General features: G+C 69.9%; 16 protein-coding genes. 7 read left to right on the top strand and 9 right to left on the bottom strand.

Annotated features, from left to right (window positions below):
• Positions 1 to 23: 23 nt before the first annotated feature.
• Complete coding sequence (locus ACWCSD_RS01445; RefSeq protein ID WP_387671745.1) at positions 24 to 479, top strand: MarR family winged helix-turn-helix transcriptional regulator; 456 nt, start codon at positions 24 to 26, stop codon at positions 477 to 479.
• A 7-nt stretch (positions 480 to 486) separates the two neighbouring features.
• Here ACWCSD_RS01445 and dnaN read toward each other — a convergent pair whose 3' ends face one another.
• The 3 genes from dnaN to ACWCSD_RS01460 all read right to left on the bottom strand — a co-directional run bounded on the left by dnaN (position 487) and on the right by ACWCSD_RS01460 (position 3,780).
• Positions 487 to 1,584 (bottom strand): DNA polymerase III subunit beta, encoded by a 1,098-nt coding sequence (gene dnaN / locus ACWCSD_RS01450; RefSeq protein WP_449912392.1) that lies wholly within the window; start codon positions 1,582 to 1,584, stop codon positions 487 to 489.
• Positions 1,585 to 1,708: 124 nt separating this feature from the next.
• Entirely contained in the window at positions 1,709 to 2,362 is a 654-nt protein-coding gene (locus ACWCSD_RS01455; protein ID WP_352362228.1) for a response regulator transcription factor, read from the bottom strand.
• Positions 2,362 to 3,780, bottom strand: a complete 1,419-nt coding sequence (locus ACWCSD_RS01460; protein ID WP_397155164.1) for a sensor histidine kinase — start codon at positions 3,778 to 3,780, stop codon at positions 2,362 to 2,364. The genes ACWCSD_RS01455 and ACWCSD_RS01460 overlap by 1 nt, the downstream gene beginning before the upstream one ends.
• Before the next feature lie 109 nt (positions 3,781 to 3,889).
• Here ACWCSD_RS01460 and ACWCSD_RS01465 point away from each other — a divergent pair, with 109 nt between their 5' ends.
• Both ACWCSD_RS01465 and ACWCSD_RS01470 read left to right on the top strand, forming a co-directional pair.
• The gene (locus ACWCSD_RS01465; RefSeq protein WP_352362232.1) at positions 3,890 to 4,795 is read left to right on the top strand and encodes an ABC transporter ATP-binding protein; all 906 of its coding nucleotides are present in this window, start codon (positions 3,890 to 3,892) and stop codon (positions 4,793 to 4,795) included.
• Entirely contained in the window at positions 4,792 to 5,523 is a 732-nt protein-coding gene (locus tag ACWCSD_RS01470; protein WP_449912396.1) for an ABC transporter permease, read from the top strand. Before ACWCSD_RS01465 ends, ACWCSD_RS01470 begins: the two co-directional genes overlap by 4 nt.
• A 5-nt stretch (positions 5,524 to 5,528) precedes the next feature.
• Here the strand turns inward: ACWCSD_RS01470 and ACWCSD_RS01475 are convergent, their stop codons facing one another.
• Entirely contained in the window at positions 5,529 to 6,440 is a 912-nt protein-coding gene (locus ACWCSD_RS01475) for an SMP-30/gluconolactonase/LRE family protein (RefSeq protein ID WP_449912397.1), read from the bottom strand.
• Between the two features lie 56 nt (positions 6,441 to 6,496).
• On the opposite strand from ACWCSD_RS01475, the gene ACWCSD_RS01480 reads away from it, so the two are divergent.
• Positions 6,497 to 6,928, top strand: a complete 432-nt coding sequence (locus ACWCSD_RS01480) for an Lrp/AsnC family transcriptional regulator (RefSeq protein ID WP_352362236.1) — start codon at positions 6,497 to 6,499, stop codon at positions 6,926 to 6,928.
• 9 nt (positions 6,929 to 6,937) lie between these two features.
• The gene (gene soxR, locus ACWCSD_RS01485; RefSeq protein ID WP_352362238.1) at positions 6,938 to 7,444 is read left to right on the top strand and encodes a redox-sensitive transcriptional activator SoxR; all 507 of its coding nucleotides are present in this window, start codon (positions 6,938 to 6,940) and stop codon (positions 7,442 to 7,444) included.
• On the opposite strand, the gene ACWCSD_RS01490 is transcribed toward soxR, so the two are convergent.
• Together ACWCSD_RS01490 and ACWCSD_RS01495 are read right to left on the bottom strand one after the other, a co-directional pair.
• Positions 7,410 to 7,865 (bottom strand): universal stress protein, encoded by a 456-nt coding sequence (locus ACWCSD_RS01490; protein ID WP_387671756.1) that lies wholly within the window; start codon positions 7,863 to 7,865, stop codon positions 7,410 to 7,412. The genes soxR and ACWCSD_RS01490 overlap by 35 nt on opposite strands.
• Positions 7,866 to 7,970: 105 nt before the next feature.
• Entirely contained in the window at positions 7,971 to 12,101 is a 4,131-nt protein-coding gene (locus ACWCSD_RS01495; protein ID WP_449912401.1) for a replicative DNA helicase, read from the bottom strand.
• A gap of 284 nt (positions 12,102 to 12,385) precedes the next feature.
• On the opposite strand from ACWCSD_RS01495, the gene ACWCSD_RS01500 reads away from it, so the two are divergent.
• Positions 12,386 to 13,687 carry an MATE family efflux transporter gene (locus ACWCSD_RS01500; protein WP_449912403.1) on the top strand — a complete coding sequence of 434 codons (1,302 nt, stop codon included), beginning with the start codon at positions 12,386 to 12,388 and terminating at the stop codon, positions 13,685 to 13,687.
• Positions 13,688 to 13,809: 122 nt separating this feature from the next.
• The gene (locus tag ACWCSD_RS01505) at positions 13,810 to 15,279 is read left to right on the top strand and encodes an APC family permease (RefSeq protein WP_397155151.1); all 1,470 of its coding nucleotides are present in this window, start codon (positions 13,810 to 13,812) and stop codon (positions 15,277 to 15,279) included.
• Here the strand turns inward: ACWCSD_RS01505 and ACWCSD_RS01510 are convergent.
• From ACWCSD_RS01510 to ACWCSD_RS01520, 3 genes are read right to left on the bottom strand one after another with little or no spacing between them, the layout of a single operon-like run.
• Positions 15,276 to 16,019, bottom strand: a complete 744-nt coding sequence (locus tag ACWCSD_RS01510) for an amino acid ABC transporter ATP-binding protein (RefSeq protein ID WP_397155149.1) — start codon at positions 16,017 to 16,019, stop codon at positions 15,276 to 15,278. The genes ACWCSD_RS01505 and ACWCSD_RS01510 overlap by 4 nt on opposite strands.
• Positions 16,016 to 16,855 carry an amino acid ABC transporter permease gene (locus ACWCSD_RS01515; protein ID WP_397155147.1) on the bottom strand — a complete coding sequence of 280 codons (840 nt, stop codon included), beginning with the start codon at positions 16,853 to 16,855 and terminating at the stop codon, positions 16,016 to 16,018. The genes ACWCSD_RS01510 and ACWCSD_RS01515 overlap by 4 nt, the downstream gene beginning before the upstream one ends.
• A 17-nt stretch (positions 16,856 to 16,872) precedes the next feature.
• Positions 16,873 to 17,736: an ABC transporter substrate-binding protein gene (locus tag ACWCSD_RS01520; RefSeq protein ID WP_449912406.1), complete on the bottom strand. Its 864-nt coding sequence runs from the start codon at positions 17,734 to 17,736 to the stop codon at positions 16,873 to 16,875.
• Positions 17,737 to 17,810 lie beyond the last annotated feature (74 nt).

Consider the following 17,810-nt stretch of genomic DNA (forward strand, 5'->3'; position numbering starts at 1 on the left):
AGTGACTAATTGGAGGGCCGCCCGTGCGCAGGAGTCATCGCAAGCAGGACGAACCAGATCTGGGGGTCCTGGCGGGGCGCACACTCTTCGCCCTGCAGCGCGACCTGTTCGCCAAGCTGGCCGAGCAGGGCCATCCGGGGCTGCGGCCGCGGCACGGCGCCGTGCTGGCCTACCTGGACGAGGAGGGCAGCAGGGCGACCGACCTGGCCGCGCAGTCGGGGCAGCACAAGCAGGTGATCGGCACGCTGGTGGACGAGCTGGTCGCGCTCGGCTACGTGGAGCGGCAGCCCGACCCGGCCGACCGGCGGGCCAAGCTGATCGTGCCGACGGACAAGGCGCTGGACCACATGGTGAAGTCGGACGCGATCATCGCCGAGATGGAGGCCGCGCACGCACGGGCCGTGGGCGAGCAGGCGTACGCGGAGTTCAAGAGGGTCTTCAAGCTGGTCGCCGAGCGGCAGACGCGCGCGGCGGAGTGACGGCCGCTCAGGTCAGGCGCAACGACATGACGAGGTAGCGGAAGGCGGGCTGGGCGTCGCCCGGCACGTCCTGGATGAGGGCGGGCCTGGTGGGCGACTCCATGTTGATCCTGGCCAGCTCGCCTTCGATGCCGGTCAGGCCGTCGAGCAGGAACTGCGACTGGAAGGCGATCTGGATGTCGTCGCCGCGCAGCTCGCAGGGGACCATCTCGGTGCCGCGCCCGATGTCGCCGCCGCCCGCCTGGATCAGCACCTGGCCCTGCGTGAACGACAGCCGGATCGCGGTGTTGCGCTCGGCGACCAGGGCCACCCGCTTGATCGCGTTGACGAACGGAGTCACCGCGACGTCGGCCCTGATCGACCAGTCGGAGGTCAGCCTGGCCCGGTAGTCGATGAACTGCTCGTCCAGCAGGCGCACGGTGGTGCTGCGGCCGACGCTCTCGAACCCGGCCACGCCGTCGCCCATCGCGACCGACACCTCGCCGCCGCGCAGCGACTTGGCCACCTCGACCAGCACCTTCGCCGGCACCATGGCCGAGACGGCGACGTCGGGCGCGGCCGGACGCCAGGTGAAGTCGCGGGCGGCGATGCGGTAGCGGTCGGTGGAGGCCATCGCCACGGACTCGCCCTCGATGTCGACCCGGATGCCGGTGAGCATCGGCAGCGTGTCGTCGCGGCTGGCGGCGGGCGCGACCTGGCTCACCGCGGAGGCGAACACGCCGCCGCCGATCGCGCCGATGCTCGGGGGCATCGTCGGCAGGGCCGGGAAGTCCTCGACCGGCATCGTGATCAGCCCGAACTCGGCGCTTCCGCAGGTCAGCACGGCCTCGGCGCCTTCGGTGACGATCTCGACGTCTTCGGCCGGCAGGCTGCGGCTGATCTCGGCGAGCAGCCGGCCGGGGATGAGCACGCTCCCGGACTCGACGATGTCGGCGTCGACCAGGGCGCGCGCGGAGACGTCGTAGTCGAAGGCGGACAGGCTCAGCTCGTCGCCCGCCTCCAGCAGCAACCCGGAGAGTACGGGCACCACCGGGCGGCTGGGCAGGACTCTGGCGGCCCATGCCACCGCATCTGCCAGTACATCGCGGTTAACCCGGATCTTCACGAGGATCCACCCTTTCGTCGCGCCGTGCCTCTATGAAAATAGCCGCTCCCACCGACAACTCCGGCTGTGTCCGGGCACGGTTGGGCGTCCTGTGCACGATGGGCCTGGTGGGACCGGAAGGGCGTCAGGCGCGGCTGTTCAGGTAGGCGAGCACGGCGAGGACGCGGCGGTTGTCGTCGTCGGAGGGGGCCAGGCCGAGCTTGGCGAAGATGCCGGCCGTGTGCTTGGCGACGGCGCTCTCGCTGAGGAAGAGCCGCTGGGAGATCGCGGCGTTGGAGCGGCCCTCCGCCATGGCCTCCAGCACCTCGCGCTCGCGGGGCGTGAGCGCGGCCAGCGGCTCGTTCCTGGCGTTGCTGGCCAGCAGCTTGGCGATCACCTCGGGGTCCATCGCGGTGCCGCCTTCGGCCACCCTGCGCACGGCGTCGACGAACTGCTCCGCGTTGAACACCCGGTCCTTCAGCAGGTAGCCGATGCCGCCAGAGCCGTCGGCCAGCAGCTCGCGGGCGTAGAGCTGCTCGACGTGCTGCGACAGCACCAGAACGGGCAGCCCTGGAATCTGCGCGCGGGCGGCCAGCGCGGCCTGCAGGCCCTCGTCGGTGAACGTGGGCGGCAGCCGTACGTCGACGACCGAGACGTCGGGACGCAGCTCCAGCAGGCCCTTCAGCAGCTCCGGCCCGCTCTCGACGGCGGCGACGACCGTGAAGCCGTGCGCCTGCAGCAGGTGGACCAGGCCGTCTCTGAGCAGGTAGAGGTCTTCGGCGACGAGCACCCGCTTCATCAGCAGGGCCCCAGACCGCCGACGCGGCCGAGTACGAGGCTTCTGTTGTGGACGAGCCGGATGCGCATGGCCGCAATGTACATGAGCGTGCCGAGGGCGATGTTGGCCACGATCACCGGCCACTGCAGGGGCTCGGGCAGGTAGAGGGCCAGGAACCAGCTGCGCTCGTCGATGTGGAACGCCTTGAAGACGGCCGTGACGAGGCCCTGGGGGAAGAGCGGGCACCAGGCCGTGCCGTACAGGACGGCGATCGTGGCGGCCTTCTTGGGAGGCAGCTTCGCCTGGTCGGCCTGCTCGGGCAGGACGTGCGGGATGTCCAGGGTGACGGTGGTCGGGCCGCCCGGCGGGCTGTGCAGGGCCAGCACGCCGTCGAAGGCGGCCAGGCGGCGTTCGATGCCGGTCAGGCCGCTGCCCTTGGCCGGGTCGGCGCCGCCCATGCCGTCGTCGCTGACGGTGACGCGCAGGGCCGCGCCGTTGACGCTGATGTCGATGGCCACCGACTCGGCGCCGCTGTGCCGGGCCGCGTTGGCGAGCAGTTCGCTGATCGCGAAGTAGGCCGCCGCCTCCACCGGGGGTTCCAGGCGGTGGGGCAGCTCGACGTCCACCTTGACGCGCAGCGGGCTGTCCATGGCCAGGGCGCGTACGGCGTCGGCGAGGCCGCGTTCGGCCAGCACCGGCGGGTGGATGCCGCGGATGACGGTGCGCAGCTCGGTCAGGGTCTCGGCGGAGGCGTCCCTGGTCTTGGCCAGCAGGGCCTTGGCGGCGGCCGGGTTGTCGTCGATGAGCTGTTCCACCGCGCCCAGCGTCATGCCGATGGCCACCAGGCGGGCCTGGGTGCCGTCGTGCAGGTCGCGTTCGATCCTGCGCATCTCGGCGGCCTGGGAGTCGGCGGCGAGGTTGCGCACCTGCCGCAGATGGGTGATCTGGACGGCCAGGCGGCTGGCGGAGGTGGCGCCGAGCAGCAGGCGGACGGTGAGGGCGTACAGACGCAGGCCGCGCGCCGGGAGCAGGACGAACAGCGGCAGCAGGACGATCTTGACGATCGGGTCGAGCGTCAGCCAGAGCGTGTCGCGCCAGGTCGCCGGGTCGGTGAGCAGCCACTTGAACCGGTCGTTCCAGGCCGGCATGCGCGGCGACTTGTACAGCGTGCGGTCGACGCGGTAGAGGCCGTCGGCCATGGGGACCGGCGGCGGCGGCTCGGGCAGGTAGGGCGCCTCGATCTCGACGCCGGTCCAGGCGCGCAGCAGGCGCCGGTGCCGCTCGGCCGCCCGCCTCACCAGCCTGGCCTGCCACGGGAAGAAGAAGACCATCCCCAGCGCGAACGACAGCATGATCATGGCGCCGGCCAAGGGGATCAGCGCCACCTCGACCAGCAGCAGCGCGAACAAGACCGCGACCTGCCCGAACCGTTGAAGCATGCCCCCAGTCTGCGCCACCATCGCCGCCGGGGACATTGCACCTAGATACACCCTTGCTCGGCATCTACCGAGATTCCCCGGGAAACCCGCAGCTCCTAGCGTCGATGCCATGAAGGTGATCGAAGTGCGGAACCTGCGCAAGCAGTATCCGAACCACCTCGCGGTGGACGACGTGTCTTTCGAGGTCGCCGAGGGCGAGATCTTCGGCATCCTCGGCCCCAACGGCGCCGGCAAGACCACGACCGTGGAGTGCGTGGCGGGCATGCGCCCGGCGGACGGCGGCACCGTACGCGTGGCGGGCCTGGACCCGCGGCGCGACCGGGACGAGCTGCGCCAGGTGCTCGGCATGCAGCTGCAGAGCGCCGCGCTGCCGGAGAAGATCAAGGTGTGGGAGGCCCTGGACCTGTACGCCTCCTTCTACCCCGACCCGGCCGACTGGCGGGAACTGCTCGAACACGTCGGTCTGGCGCACAAGCGGGACGCCGCCTTCAAGAGCCTCTCCGGCGGCCAGCGGCAGCGGCTGTCGGTCGCGCTGGCGCTGGTGGGCCGGCCGCGGGTGGCGGTCCTCGACGAGCTGACCACCGGCCTCGACCCGCAGGCCCGCAGGGACACCTGGGAGCTGATCGAGCAGGTGCGCGACTCGGGCGTGACGATCGTGCTGGTCACCCACTTCATGGAGGAGGCCGAGCGGCTCTGCGACCGGCTCGCGCTCATCGACGCGGGCAAGGTGGTGGCCACCGACACGCCCGCGGGGCTGATCGCCCAGGTGGGGGCCGAGCAGCACGTACGGTTCCGCCCCTCCGGCCCGCTGGACGACGCCGTGCTGCTGGCGCTGCCCGAGGTGCGCGAGGTCGTCCGGCACGGCGGGCAGGTCTCGGTGTCCGGCACCGGCAACCTCGCCCACGTGGTCACGCTGGCCCTGGCGCAGCACCAGATCATCCCGGCCGACCTGCGCATCGAGCAGGCGACCCTGGACGACGCGTTCCTCGCGCTCACCGGAAGGAAGTTGTCATGAGGAAGATCCTGCTCGTGGAGGCCAAGCTGCACCTGCGCGACTGGCCGTTCATGATCTTCACCATCGGGTTGCCGGTCGGCCTGCTGCTGGTGCTGGGGCTCAGCGTGCCGGACATGACCAAGCCCGACGCCTCCGGTCTGCGGTCGGTGGACGCGCAGATGCCGGCCCTGATGACCCTGCTCGCGCTGCTGACGCTGGCCCTCAGCGTGCTGCCCACCGTGCTGGCCGGCTACCGGGAGCAGGGCGTGCTCAGGCGCATGTCCACCACGCCGGTGCATCCCGGACGGCTGCTGACCGTCCAGCTCCTGATCAACCTGACCGTCGGGGCCGTGTCCACGGTCGTGCTGATCGTGGCCGGGATGGCGGCGTTCGGCACGTCGGCGCCCAGGCAGTGGCTCGGGTTCGTGCTGGTCTTCCTGCTCGGCACCGCCGCGCTGATGGCCATCGGCCTGGTGATCGCGGCGCTGGCGCCCAACGGGAAGGCTGCCTCGGGGATCGGGTCGGCGGTGATGTTCCCGCTCATGTTCGTCGGCGGCATGTGGCTGCCGCGCGAGATGATGCCGGACGCCCTGCGCAAGGTCAGCGACTTCTCCGTGGCCGGGCCGTTCGCCCAGGCGCTCAAGGACACCTGGGCGGGGCAGAGCCCCCAGCTCCTGCACCTGGTGGTGATGGCCGCGGGGCTGGCGGTGTTCGGGGGCCTGGCCGTGCGGCTGTTCCGGTGGGAGTAGGGACGTCAGCGGCGGGCCCAGACCGGGCGGGCGCCGGTGACGTTGGTCATCAGGGAGTAGAGCGAAGAGGAGGAGGCGATGAACAGCCGATTCCTCTTCAGCCCGCCGAACACCAGGTTCGCCGTGAACTCCGGCAGCCTGAGCCGGCCGATCAGGGTGCCGTCGGGGTCGTGGCAGAGCAGCGCCTTGCCCGCCGCGGCCCAGACCCGGCCGGTGTCGTCGAGGCGCATGCCGTCGAAGTTGTCGGCCTGGGTGCCCTCCGCGAAGACCCGGCCGCCCGACAGCGTGCCGTCCTCGCGCACCTCGAAGACGCGCAGGTGCCTGGCCCTGGTGTCGGCGACGTACAGGAGCTTCTCGTCGAGGGAGAAGGCCAGGCCGTTGGGGCGGACGAAGTCGTCGGCCACCACGCGCACCTCGCCGGTCACCGGGTCGGCGCGGTAGACGTGGCAGCCGTCGATCTCCTGCTCGGCCGCGACGCCCTCGTAGTTGCTGGTGATGCCGTACGGGGGGTCGGTGAACCAGACCGAGCCGTCGGAGCGCACGACCGCGTCGTTGGGGCTGTTGAGGCGCTTGCCCTGCCAACGGTCGGCGATGACGGTGATCGAGCCGTCGGGCTCGGTGCGGGTGACGCGGCGGTTGCCCTGCTCGCACGAGATCAACCGGCCCTCGCGGTCGAGGGTGTTGCCGTTGGTGTAGCCGGACGGCTGCCGGAACGGACCGACGGCGCCGGTCATCTCGTCCCAGCGCAGCATGCGCTCGTTGGGGATGTCACTCCAGACCAGGAAGCGGCCGGCCGGGAAGTAGACGGGGCCCTCGGCCCAGCGGGTGCCGGTGTAAAGGCGTTCGATCCGGTCGTCGCCGCCGATCGTGGCGAAACGCTCGTCCAGAACCTCGAACTCGGTGGGGATCGTGTCCATGGCGGCCACCATACGGCATTCGACCATCAGCACATTTCACCAGATACCATTCGGTCATGGATGAGATCGACAGGACACTAATCGGGCTGCTGCTGGAGGACGCCACGCAGTCGTACGCCGCGCTCGGCAAGGCGGTGGGGCTGTCCAGCGGGGCCGCGCACGAACGCGTACGCAAGCTGCGCGAGCGCGGCGTGATCAGGCGCACCACGATCGAGGTGGACCAGGACGCCCTCGGCCGCACGGTCACCGCCTACGTGCTGGTGGACGGCGCGAGCTGGATGGGCGACAGCGCCGGCCTGCTGGCGCGGATCCCCGCCGTCGAGGAGGCCCACGTCATCGCCGGGCCCGCGTCGCTGCTGCTCAAGGTGCGCACGTCCAGCACCAAGGAGCTCCAGGACGTCCTGCGCCAGATCTTCGAGGTGGACGGCGTGACCGGCACCCAGACCGTCGTCGTGCTGGAGACGTTCTTCGAACGAACCCTCAAGTAAGCTTCAGGAATGGTCGCCTGGAACAGCAGAGAACTGACGGTCGGACAACTCGCCGAGCGCAGCGGCGTGGCCGTCTCCGCGCTGCACTTCTACGAGACCAAGGGGCTCATCGCCAGCCGCCGCACGGCCGGCAACCAGCGCCGCTACCACCGCGACACGCTGCGCAGAGTCGCCTTCATCCGGCTCTCCCAACGCCTCGGCATCCCCCTCGCCACCATCAAGGACGCGCTCTCCGAGCTGCCCGACGGGCGCACCCCCAACCGGGAGGACTGGGCCAGGCTGTCGGCCGCCTGGCGCGGCGAGCTCGACGACCGCATCGAACAGCTTCAGCGCCTGCGCGACGACCTGACCGACTGCATCGGCTGCGGCTGCCTGTCGCTCGACCGGTGCCCGGTGGCCAACCCCCGCGACCGGCTCGGCGAGGAGGGACCGGGCGCCCGTCGCATGGACACCCGGCTGTCCCCGCCCAAGGTCTGCTGCGTCACGCCTTCGGCTGCGCAACCGGCGGAACGATGAGCGTCGGCCGGTGGGCGTGGTGCAGCACATGGTTGGACACGCTGCCGAGCAGCACCGACCTGACCCCCGCCAGGCCACGCGAACCGGTCACGATGAGCGAGGCGTCCAGCTCGTCGGCCACGTCGACGATCGTCTTCCAGATCGACTCGTTGTCGGCGACCGCGCGGTAGCTCACCTCGGGCAGCCCGGCGGCGGTGGCCAGCTCGGCGCCTTCCTTGGCGTAGTACTCGGCCTGGGCCTGCCCCTCGGTCTCGGTCTCGGGGGAGATCGCCCCCGCCGCCAGCGGGTGCTTCCTGAGCTGCACGAGCAGCGGCTCCCACACGGTGACGACGACGGTCGGCTGGGCGGCCAGGTGCTTGGCGGCGAACTCGATGGCGCTGCGCGAGTCGGCCGAGCCGTCGTAGGCGATCAGGATGGTCATGGCGTTCTCCCCTTTGCTTCAGTCATCGGGTAAAGCGCCCCGATGATCGATCGCCATCCCTTCCGCGCTGTCTGGTTTGTCACACCTTGACCGGGCTTTCACGTCTTAGTGCTGGGCCATGTCCACGAAACGGCTGTAGTGACCCTGGAAGGCCACGGTCACCGTGGCGGTGGGGCCGTTACGGTGCTTGGCCACGATCAGGTCGGCCTCACCGGCCCGGGGGGACTCCCGCTCGTAGGCGTCCTCGCGGTGCAACAGGATGACCATGTCGGCGTCCTGTTCGATGCTGTTGTGCACCGCGATGCCGTTGGCGACGAAGTTGTGGGTGCCGAGGACCGTGGCGTCGAACACCGGCTGATCGCCCAGGCTCTCGATCGATGCGACCTCGTCCCAGAACACGTCGTTCGTCGCCAGCATCTCCATGTCGGCGTCGTCGAGGATCGAAGCCACCTTGCCCAGACGTTCCCGGCTCGGCGCGTGCTTCCACAACGTGCTGCCGCAGAACTGGGTGCCGAGCCGGGCGGAGAACTCCCGGTGAGTCATGCCGCGCTCCGACAGCACGCCGCGCACGCGGTCCCAGATCTCGCGGGGAACCGTGTCCAGATTGGTGTTGCCCTTGATCTCCCGCAGCCGGCCCGCGGACGCGTCCGCCTGCGCCGACCGCTCGCCGTGCACGCCCACCTCGTCCAGGAACCGCAGCTGGTTCTCGGCACCGTAGACGACCAACTGGTATCCGGGCCTGTGGCCGTCCTTTGGCACCTCCTTCACGCGGGTCATCACGTTGAACCGGAGGAGCAGCCGAGCCACGTCGTCGACCAGCCTGCGGCTCGTCGAGGCGTAGTAGATCCTCGACTGACCGCTCTTCGCGTCCCACCACACACAGCCATCGGTGGCCCACAGGTGCCGCAGGAACAGCGCGATCTGCTTCTTGGACAGGGAGAAGACTCCATCAGGGACGAACTTCTCATGGCTCCGCAACCCGAAGAGCCCCAAGCCGTCCAGCCAGGCGGCGACGGGGTTGCGCCTGCCATGAGTCAGCCGGTGGGGAGCCGGCAACCTCAAGGTGGTGACCCGTGCGGCAACGTACTCATCGCGGACGGCACTGATCCCGAAGTGCTCGGCCGCCCGCGTCACCGCTGTCAGGCAGGCCTCGTCCGTGCTCGCGTAGCGGATCGGCTGACGCTTGACGAAGGAGCCGTCGCCGATCATGTGCGCGAGCAGCACGATCTCCGCCTCCGGCCACTCCTGGAGGCCCTGCGGGGCCGGAACGTGGCGTGGGACCGCCAGCCGGGACCCGGTGGTCAGCTCACCCAGCGGCCGCCAGCCGTCGTAGGTCAGGAAGGGGTGGTTCGCGGTGGCCTCGATCTCACGTCCGGAGCGCAGACGCAGGCGGAAGACCTCCTTGACCCCGCTCGGGAAGGCGTGTGTCATCGTGCGCGGCACGAGCCGCAGCCGTTCGTCGAGCGACCACACCGGGATGTCGCGCGCGCCGCTCTCCAGCAGTTCGCCGATCGACACCTCGGCGCCGGTGTCGGCGCGCATGACGCGGGTGGCGGCGGTCAGGCAGCCCGACTCGCGAAGGTCGCTGACCGCCGGGCGCTTGTCCGTGCGCTGCTCGGGGCCTCGGTTGAGCTGGGAGATCGCGATGACCGGCACCTCCAGCTCCTTGGCCAGCAGCTTGATCGCACGGGAGATCTCCGAGACCTCGTTCTGGCGGCTCTCGGTCTTCTTCGGCGAACTCATGAGCTGGAGGTAGTCGATGACCACGAACCGCAGGTCGTTGCGCTGTTTGAGGCGCCGGCACTTGGCCCGGATCTCCATCATCGACATGTTGGGCGAGTCGTCGATGAACAGCGGCGCCTCGGCCACCTCGCTCATCCTGCGCGCGAGGCGGGTCCAGTCGTCGTCGCCCATCATGCCCGAGCGCATCGCGTGCAGGGCGACCCTGGCCTCGGCGGACAGCAGACGCATGGTGATCTCGTTACGGGACATCTCCAGCGAGAAGATGACGGTGGTCATCCCATGCTTGATCGCCGCAGAACGTGCGAAGTCGAGGCCCAACGTGCTGTTGTGGGTGGGAATGCAGGCCCGGCCGGCCAGGTACATGTGATCCGCGTTGTCGACCTCGACGCAGCGCACCGGACGGCTCTCGATCTTCCGCACATCGACGATGTAGCGGACCAGAGTCTTGGGATGGGTGGCGTCGACCTGCCTGGCCGCCTTCCTCGGCAGCCGGAAGAGCTTGTCGGAGGTCGTGAAATTGATCATGTAGCAGGTCGAGCTCTCCTCGGACCTGCCTCTGACCGGCTTGGTACGCATGGTCGCCTTGTAGCCGAGGCTCAGCACCAGCTCGTGCACGTCGGCGGCCAGACTCTTGCTGGTGACGGCGAACTGGATCTGCCCCGCGGCGCTGACGTAACCGTCGGAGTCGAGCAGTCCGGCCAGCAGGGCTCGTCGCTGCCCCTCGGAGGCCCGCAGGTAGCTCGCGGGGATGCGCTTGTCGCCGAGAACGCCCAGAGTACGAAGGATGCCCTGGACGGTGCCGTGTTCGAGATGGCAGGCCTGACACCGCCGCAGCCCGCTTGAGCGGCCGCCGCAGTCGGGACACGTGGGCGCGGCAACCGGCTCGGAGAGCGAACGGGCCCTCGCTCCGCAGCTCCTTCCACAAGTGCGGACCTGCGAGGTCTTGGGCACGAACCCGGCGCCGCACACCACGCATGTCCGCCGGGACGGCGGCGGCTCCGGAAGGGTCAGCTGGTAGGAGATCGAGGAGCCCACGCGGGTGACCCGGACGCCCTCGGCTTCGATGTTCTCGATGATCTCCGGGTCGATGGTCGAGAACCGCGCGGCCGCGCTGTGGCCGTCGCCCAGCCACACGCCGAGCACGTACGGGGACAGCGGAAGCTCGCGCTCCTCCAGCGCGAACGGCGCGGCCACCGCCACCGCGTGGTTGGGCCGCCGGTCGGCGGTCGCGCAGCGGAGGGTGGCGGCGATCTCCTCCGTCGTCACGACGTGCTGGTGCTCCGCGGTGGTGGCGGCGTTCTTCGGCGTGGTGATCCGCGCGTAGAGAGCGCTGTGGAGCTCGCCCGCCCGATAGGCGGGGGCATGCCAGGAGTAGCTCCTGATCGGGCCGCCCACGGCGGTGAGAACCTTCTCTATGGGGCCCACCTGACGCTGGACGGTGTGGAGGACATTGCGGAACTCCTCCCCCACGGTCTCAAGGGCCTCGCGATGCGTCACCAGCCTGTCCGGATGTGCGGACGCCGCGTCGCGGGCCTCTTCGACCCGCCGGACCGCCTCCGCCGTCCAGTGGAAGGACGGCAGCGTGCCGGCCGCCTTCCTGGCCGCGCGCGTGGACGTACGCCACTGGTGCTGGGCGTCCGCGACGATCACCGTGCCGTCGCTGAACTCCACCTCGTAACACGGCCTGTCGTGCATCACGTCGGTCGCCGCGACCACCCTGGTCGGCCTGCCGTCGGCTCCGATCAGCTCGTCGCCGACCTCGACCTCGCCCATCGTCGTCCAGCCGGTCGGCGTGGGCAGCGGGGTGTCCAGGGCCAGCGCCTTGCCGATGGCCGGGCGGGCGGCCACGACGATCATCTGGCCTGGGTGGAGGCCGTTGGTGAGCTGGTCGAGGTCCTGGAAGCCGGTCGGGACGCCGACCATCTGGCCGCCGCGGCTGCCGATGGCCTCCAGCTCGTCGAGGGCGCCCGGCATGATGTCGGCCAGCGGCGCGTAGTCCTCCGACGTGCGGCGCTCGGTGACCTTGTAGATCTCCGCCTGGGCGCGGTCGACGAGGTCGTCGACCTCCTCGTTCTGGCCGCCGTAGCCGAAGGAGACGATGCGGGTGCCGGCCTCGATGAGGCGGCGCAGGATCGCCTGCTCGCGCACGATCTTGGCGTAGTAGCCGGCGTTGGCGGCCGTGGGGACGACCGCCGTGAGCGTGTGCAGGTAGGCGGCGCCGCCCACCCGGGCCATCTCGCCGCGTTTCTGCAGCTCGTCGAAGACGGTGACGGCGTCGGCGGGCTCGCCGCGGCCGTAGAGGTCGGTGATGACGTCGTAGACCATCTGGTGGGCGGGCCGGTAGAAGTCGTCGGACCGCAGGATCTCGACGACGTCGGCGATGGCGTCCTTCGACAGCAGCATGCCGCCGAGCACCGACTGCTCGGCCTCGATGTTGTGCGGCGGGGTGCGCTCGAAACCGGGGCCTCCGCCGCCCTCTTCGTCAATGCTCACCGCGCCCCCTCGAACAACCTCGCAGGCGGTCGCACCACCCCCACTTGTAGCCGACCGGTGTGACAGTTTCGCTCGTTCGGCGCGTGAGGGCAACGCGGCCTGTGGACAACCCTGTGGGTGAGCTGTGCACTATCGCGCCCAGGATGTGAAAGCTCTGTGGACGAGCCTGGGGATAACTCTTTCGGATATGCACCGATCATCGTCTGACCTGGGCAAACAGTGTCCACCGACTGTGGAGGAAAGAAAGTTGGCCCGACACGCCGTGTAATGGCCATAATAGACAAATGCCCATTACACCCCGGGACCGGGAGATTCTGCGGCTCGCGCTGCCCGCGTTCGGCGCGCTGGTCGCCGAGCCGCTCTTCCTGCTCGCCGACTACGCCATCGTCGGCCACGGCCTCGGCACCACGGCGGTGGGCGCGCTGGGCGTGGCGGGGGCCGTCCTGGCGACGCTGGTGAACCTCTGCGTCTTCCTGGCGTACGGCACGACGGCGTCCGTGGCGCGGCAGAGCGGCGCCGGCAACCACGGGCGGGCCATGCGCAACGGCGTGGACGGCATCTGGCTCGCCCTGGCCATCGGCGTCGCGCTCATCGCCCTGGGCTGGCCGCTCGCACCGGCCATGGTGGACCTGTTCGGCGCCGGTCCCGACCAGGCCGCGCTGGCCGTGACGTACCTGCGGATCAGCCTGCTCGGCGCGCCCGGCATGCTGGTCGTGCTGGCCGGCACCGGGGTGCTGCGCGGCCTTCAGGACACCGTCACGCCGCTGGTGGTGGCCGTGGGCTCGTTCGCGCTGAACGCGGCGCTGAACGCCTGGTTCGTGCTCGGGCTGGATTGGGGCATCGCCGGGTCCGCCTGGGGCACCACGCTGGCCCAGACGCTGGGCGCGGCCGTCTACCTGGTCGTGGTGGTCCGGGGCGCGCGACGGCTCGGCACGCCGCTCATGCCCGACCTGGCGGGCGTCCGGCAGGCCGGTACGGCCGGTTTCGCCCTGCTCATCCGTACGGTGTGCCTGCGGATCGTGCTCATCGTGGGCACGGTGGTCGCCACCAGGATGGGCCAGGCCGAACTGGCCGCGTACGCCATCGCCGGCCAGGTGTGGAACCTGATGGCCTTCGCCCTGGACGCGATCGCGATCGCCGGCCAGGCCATCACCGGACGCTCGCTGGGCGCCGGTGACACGGTCGCCACCAGGGCCGCGACCAGGCGGATGATGCAGTGGGGCCTGTGGTCGGGCCTGGCGCTCGGCGTGGTGGTCGTGGCGGCCAGGCCGCTGCTGCCCGGCCTGTTCGGCGCCGACCCGGCCGTGACCGGCGAGCTGCTGGCCGTGTTGTGGCCGGTCGCGCTGTTCCAGCCGATCTGCGGGGTGGTGTTCGTGCTCGACGGCGTGCTCATCGGCGCGGGCGACCAGCGCTACCTGGCCTGGGCCGGGGTGTGGACGACGCTGGCGTACCTGCCGGCGGCGTTCCTGGCCGCCGGGTGCGGCGTGGTCGCGCTCTGGTGCGCGCTCGGGGTGTGGATGATCGCCCGGTTGATCACCCTCGGGCGGCGCGCGGCCGGCACGGCCTGGCTGGTGACCGGCGCGTAGCCGATCCGACCAGCCGCATTGCCGCTTCGGACGTTTGGACGCCGGGTCACCGTAATCGTCCTGTGCTTGCCGTTGTCCAAGTGGTGAGACAGAGTGGGCGAGTTCCCTGAGCGGGGTGTTCCGTGTCCACGATTCTTCGACGACTGCCACCGTCAGAGGCGACCGGGTTACGCACCGGCGCCCGGCACAGCCTGTCCGAGGTCTACCGCCCGGCCGACCTCGTCGTTCTCGGTCTCGGTGTGATCATCGGCGCCGGCATCTTCAGCATCGCCGGCGAGCAGGCCCACACCATGGCCGGCCCCGGCGTGATCCTCTCGTTCATGATCGCCGGTATCGCGTGCCTGCTCGCCTGCCTGTGCTACGCCGAGCTGTCGTCCACGATGCCGACGTCGGGCAGCGCCTACACCTTCACGTACGTCATCTTCGGCGAGGTCTGGGCCTGGATCATCGGCTGGGCGCTGATCCTGGAGCTGCAGTTCGCCGCCGCGGTGGTGGCCAGGGCGTGGGCGTCCATCGCGGTCAAGGCGGTCGCCGACTTCGGCGTACGGGTGCCGCAAGGCGTGGACGACGTGCTCGTCCTGGTCATCCTGGTGCTGCTGACGGGCATCGTGGCCCTCGGCGCGCGGGTGGGGCTCCGGGCGCTGTGGATCATGGTGTCGGCCAAGCTGCTGGCCATCGGCGCGGTCATCGTCGTGGGCCTGACCCACATCGACGTGGCCAACTACGGCGACTTCTACGTCGAGCCCAGGGCCCTGCCCGTCCGCCCGCAGACCGTGATCGAGCTCTTCGCCGGGCACGGCATGGCCTTCGGCTGGTTCGGGGTCTTCGCCGCGGCCTCGGCGATCGCGTTCGCCTACATCGGCTTCGACATCGTCGCGACCTCGGCCGAGGAGAGCGTCAACGCGCCGAAGTCCGTGCCCAAGGGCATGATCCGCAGCCTGGTGATCGCCACGGTCATCTATCTGGCGGTCGCGCTGGTCATGGTGGGCATGGTGTCGTACACGAAGATCAGCGGGGACGCGCCGCTGTCCAGCGCGTTCCGGGCCGTGGGCGTGGACTGGATGGTGCACGTCATCGACGCGGGGGCGGTGCTCGGGCTGACCACCGTGATCCTGGTGCTGATCGTGGGTCAGACCCGGGTGCTGTTCTCGATGGCCCGCGACGGGCTGATCCCGCGCGGCCTGGCCACGGTCAGCCGCAGGTACCACACGCCGTCGCGGGTGACGCTGGTGATCGGGTTCATCGCGATCGTGCTGGCCGAGTTCGTCCCGGTGCTCACCATGCAGGAACTGGTCGTCATCGGGACGTTGTTCGCGTTCCTGTTCGTGGCGGCGGGCGTGATCGTGATGCGGCGGCGCATGCCGCACCTGGAACGCGGCTTCCGCGTGCCGCTCTCGCCGCTGCTGCCCGCGCTCTCGCTGGTCGCCACGCTGTGGCTGATGCTCAACCTGCGCCTGCTCACCTGGGCGTGGTTCGTCCTGTGGATGGCCTTCGGCCTGCTGGTCTACCTGCTGTACGGCCGCCGCAACAGCCTGCTGGCCGCCCCACGGGAGGCCCCGGCCGAACCCGGCCGGGGCCGCCACCGCCGCTAGAGGCGTCCGGATTCGAGCACGCTGCGCAGGAACTCCCTGGTCCGCGGCTGCTCCGGCGCGGCGAAGATCTTCTCCGGCGGACCCTTCTCCACCAGCACCCCGCCGTCGAGGAAGCACACGGTGTCGGAGATGTCGCGGCAGAAGCTCATCTCGTGGGTCGTGAGGATCATCGTCATCCCCGCCTCCTTGAGCTCCCTGACGATCCCCAGCACCTCCACCACCAGCTGGGGGTCGAGCGCCGAGGTGACCTCGTCGAGCAGCATCAGCCTGGGCTGCATGGCCAGCGCCCGGATGACCGCCACCCGCTGCTGCTGCCCGCCCGAGAGCTGGTCGGGGTACGCGCCGGCCTTGGCCGCCAGCCCGAACCTGGCCAGCAGCTCGTGCGCCTGTTCCTCGGCCTGTTCCTTGGACGTCCTGAGCACCCGCCGGGGCGCGAGCGTGATGTTGTCGAGCACGCTCATGTGCGGGAACAGGTTGAACGCCTGGAAGACGATGCCGAGCCGCTTGCGCACGTCGTCGACGTCCACGCGGGGGTCGGTGATCTCCTGGCCGTCGAGGTGGATGGCGCCGTCGTCCACGGTCTCCAGCAGGTTCACGCAGCGCAGGAGGGTGGACTTGCCCGACCCGGACGCGCCGATCAGGCTGACGACCTCGTGCGGCTGCACCTCCAGGTCGATCCCGCGCAGCACGCTGTGGCCGTGGAAGTTCTTCCACACCCCTTCGATGGTCAGCAGGCTCATGCGCCCCGCCTCCTGCGCGTACGGGCGGCCAGATGGTCGGTGAACCTGGCCATCGGGATCGTGAGCAGGATGAACACCAGCGAGGCGACCAGGTAGGGGGTGTAGTTGAACTTGCTGGTGGCGATGATCTGGGCCTGCCTGAGCGCCTCCAGCGGCCCGATGGTGGCCACCAGCGCGGTGTCCTTCTGCAGCGAGACGAAGTCGTTGAGCAGCGGCGGCACTACCCGGCGGGTGGCCTGCGGAAGCACCACGAAGCGCATGGCCTTGAAGTGGCTCAGGCCCAGCGAGCGGGCGGCGGCGATCTGGCTCGGATGCACCGACTCGATGCCGGAGCGGAACACCTCGGCCACGTACGCGCCGTACGACAGCGTCAGCGCGATCACGCCCAGCGTCGCCAGATCGGTCGGGATGCCCTGCAACCGCAGCGCGGGCAGCCCGAACCCGACGAGGTAGATGACCAGGATCGTCGGCACGCCGCGGAAGACGTCGGTGTAGAGCGTGGCCAGGGCCCTGATCGGGAAGAACGCGGGCGCGGTGATGCCCCTGGCCAGCGCCACCAGCAGCCCGATGATCAGGATCAGCGGCTCGGCGATCAGGAACATCTTGACGTTGAGCAGGAACCCTTCCAGCACCTTGGGCAGCGCGGCGACGAACCACTCGGGAGAGAAGAACGCCTCCTGGACCCGGGGCCAGCCGGGCGAGTTCGTGACCAGGACGACGACCAGGACGATGAACACGATCGTCGAGGCCGTCGCGATCGAGGCCGAGCGGCGCGCCCGCGACCTGCGGACGCGCTCGCGCTCAAGCTGACGTTGCGAGGGGACGTGCTCGCTCACGGGCTTACTGGTCGGGCTCACGACAGTTCGGGCGCGCCCGCAGCCGAGCCCAGCCACTCCTGCTCGATCTTCGCCAGCTCACCCTTCGACTTCAACGAGTCGACGGCCCTGTCGACGCAGGGCTTGAGCGCGCTGCCCTTCTCCATGACCAGCCCGAACTCCTCCGGCGTGCCGCCGGTCGAGCTGAACTGGCCGACGATCTTGGAGTTCTCCACCTGGGCGGCCGTCACGTAGAACGCGGTGGGCACGTCGACGACGATCGCGTCCACCTGCTTGTTCTTCAGCGCGTTCACGGCGTCGACCTGGTCGTTGTAGACGTTGGGCTCGGCGGACGGCTTGATCACGTCCTTGACGCCGGCCAGCGACGTGGTGCCCACCTGGACGCCGAACTTGGCGTCCTTGAGCTCGGCCACGCTCTTGGCCTCGGCGAACTTGCTGCCCTTGATCGCCACGACGGCCTGCTTGACCGTGTAGTAGCCCTTGCTGAAGTCGACCGCCTTGGCGCGGTCGGGGTTGATCGAGACCTGGTTGACGTCGAAGTCGAACTGCTTGGCGCCGGGCGCGAACGCGGAGTCGAACTTGACCGTGCTCCACTCCACCTCGGTCCGGTCGAAGCCGAGCTCACCGGCCACCGCGAACGCCACCGCGCTCTCGAACCCCTGGCCGTTGCTGGGGTCGTCGTCCTTGAACCACGGCTCGTAGGCCGGCTTGTCGGTGCCGACGGTCAGCTTGCCGCCGTTGACGAGCTTGAGCTGGTCCTTGGCGCAGGCGTCGGCCGCCGCGGAGCCGGTCGGGGCGGAACCGGTCGCCGTGGCGGCCGGTTGGTCGGCAGGGGCACATGCGACGGCCCCTACCGCGAGCACACCGATCGCAAGCAGCATCGTGGAACGGGCCATGGCAGAGCCTCCAGGGGGAAACACACACAAAGAACGCAGGCATTCTACGCGGCCCCGAT

Source organism: Nonomuraea sp. NPDC001684 (assembly GCF_053596515.1).

Coding starts and splice junctions, on each gene's coding strand:
- ACWCSD_RS01510 (WP_397155149.1), bottom strand. CDS start 16,019: ATGAGCCTGCTGACCATCGAAGGGGTGTGGAAGAACTTCCACGGCCAC.
- ACWCSD_RS01465 (WP_352362232.1), top strand. CDS start 3,890: ATGAAGGTGATCGAAGTGCGGAACCTGCGCAAGCAGTATCCGAACCAC.
- ACWCSD_RS01470 (WP_449912396.1), top strand. CDS start 4,792: ATGAGGAAGATCCTGCTCGTGGAGGCCAAGCTGCACCTGCGCGACTGG.
- ACWCSD_RS01520 (WP_449912406.1), bottom strand. CDS start 17,736: ATGCTGCTTGCGATCGGTGTGCTCGCGGTAGGGGCCGTCGCATGTGCC.
- soxR (WP_352362238.1), top strand. CDS start 6,938: ATGGTCGCCTGGAACAGCAGAGAACTGACGGTCGGACAACTCGCCGAG.
- ACWCSD_RS01490 (WP_387671756.1), bottom strand. CDS start 7,865: ATGACCATCCTGATCGCCTACGACGGCTCGGCCGACTCGCGCAGCGCC.
- ACWCSD_RS01480 (WP_352362236.1), top strand. CDS start 6,497: ATGGATGAGATCGACAGGACACTAATCGGGCTGCTGCTGGAGGACGCC.
- ACWCSD_RS01460 (WP_397155164.1), bottom strand. CDS start 3,780: ATGCTTCAACGGTTCGGGCAGGTCGCGGTCTTGTTCGCGCTGCTGCTG.
- ACWCSD_RS01475 (WP_449912397.1), bottom strand. CDS start 6,440: ATGGACACGATCCCCACCGAGTTCGAGGTTCTGGACGAGCGTTTCGCC.
- ACWCSD_RS01455 (WP_352362228.1), bottom strand. CDS start 2,362: ATGAAGCGGGTGCTCGTCGCCGAAGACCTCTACCTGCTCAGAGACGGC.
- ACWCSD_RS01500 (WP_449912403.1), top strand. CDS start 12,386: ATGCCCATTACACCCCGGGACCGGGAGATTCTGCGGCTCGCGCTGCCC.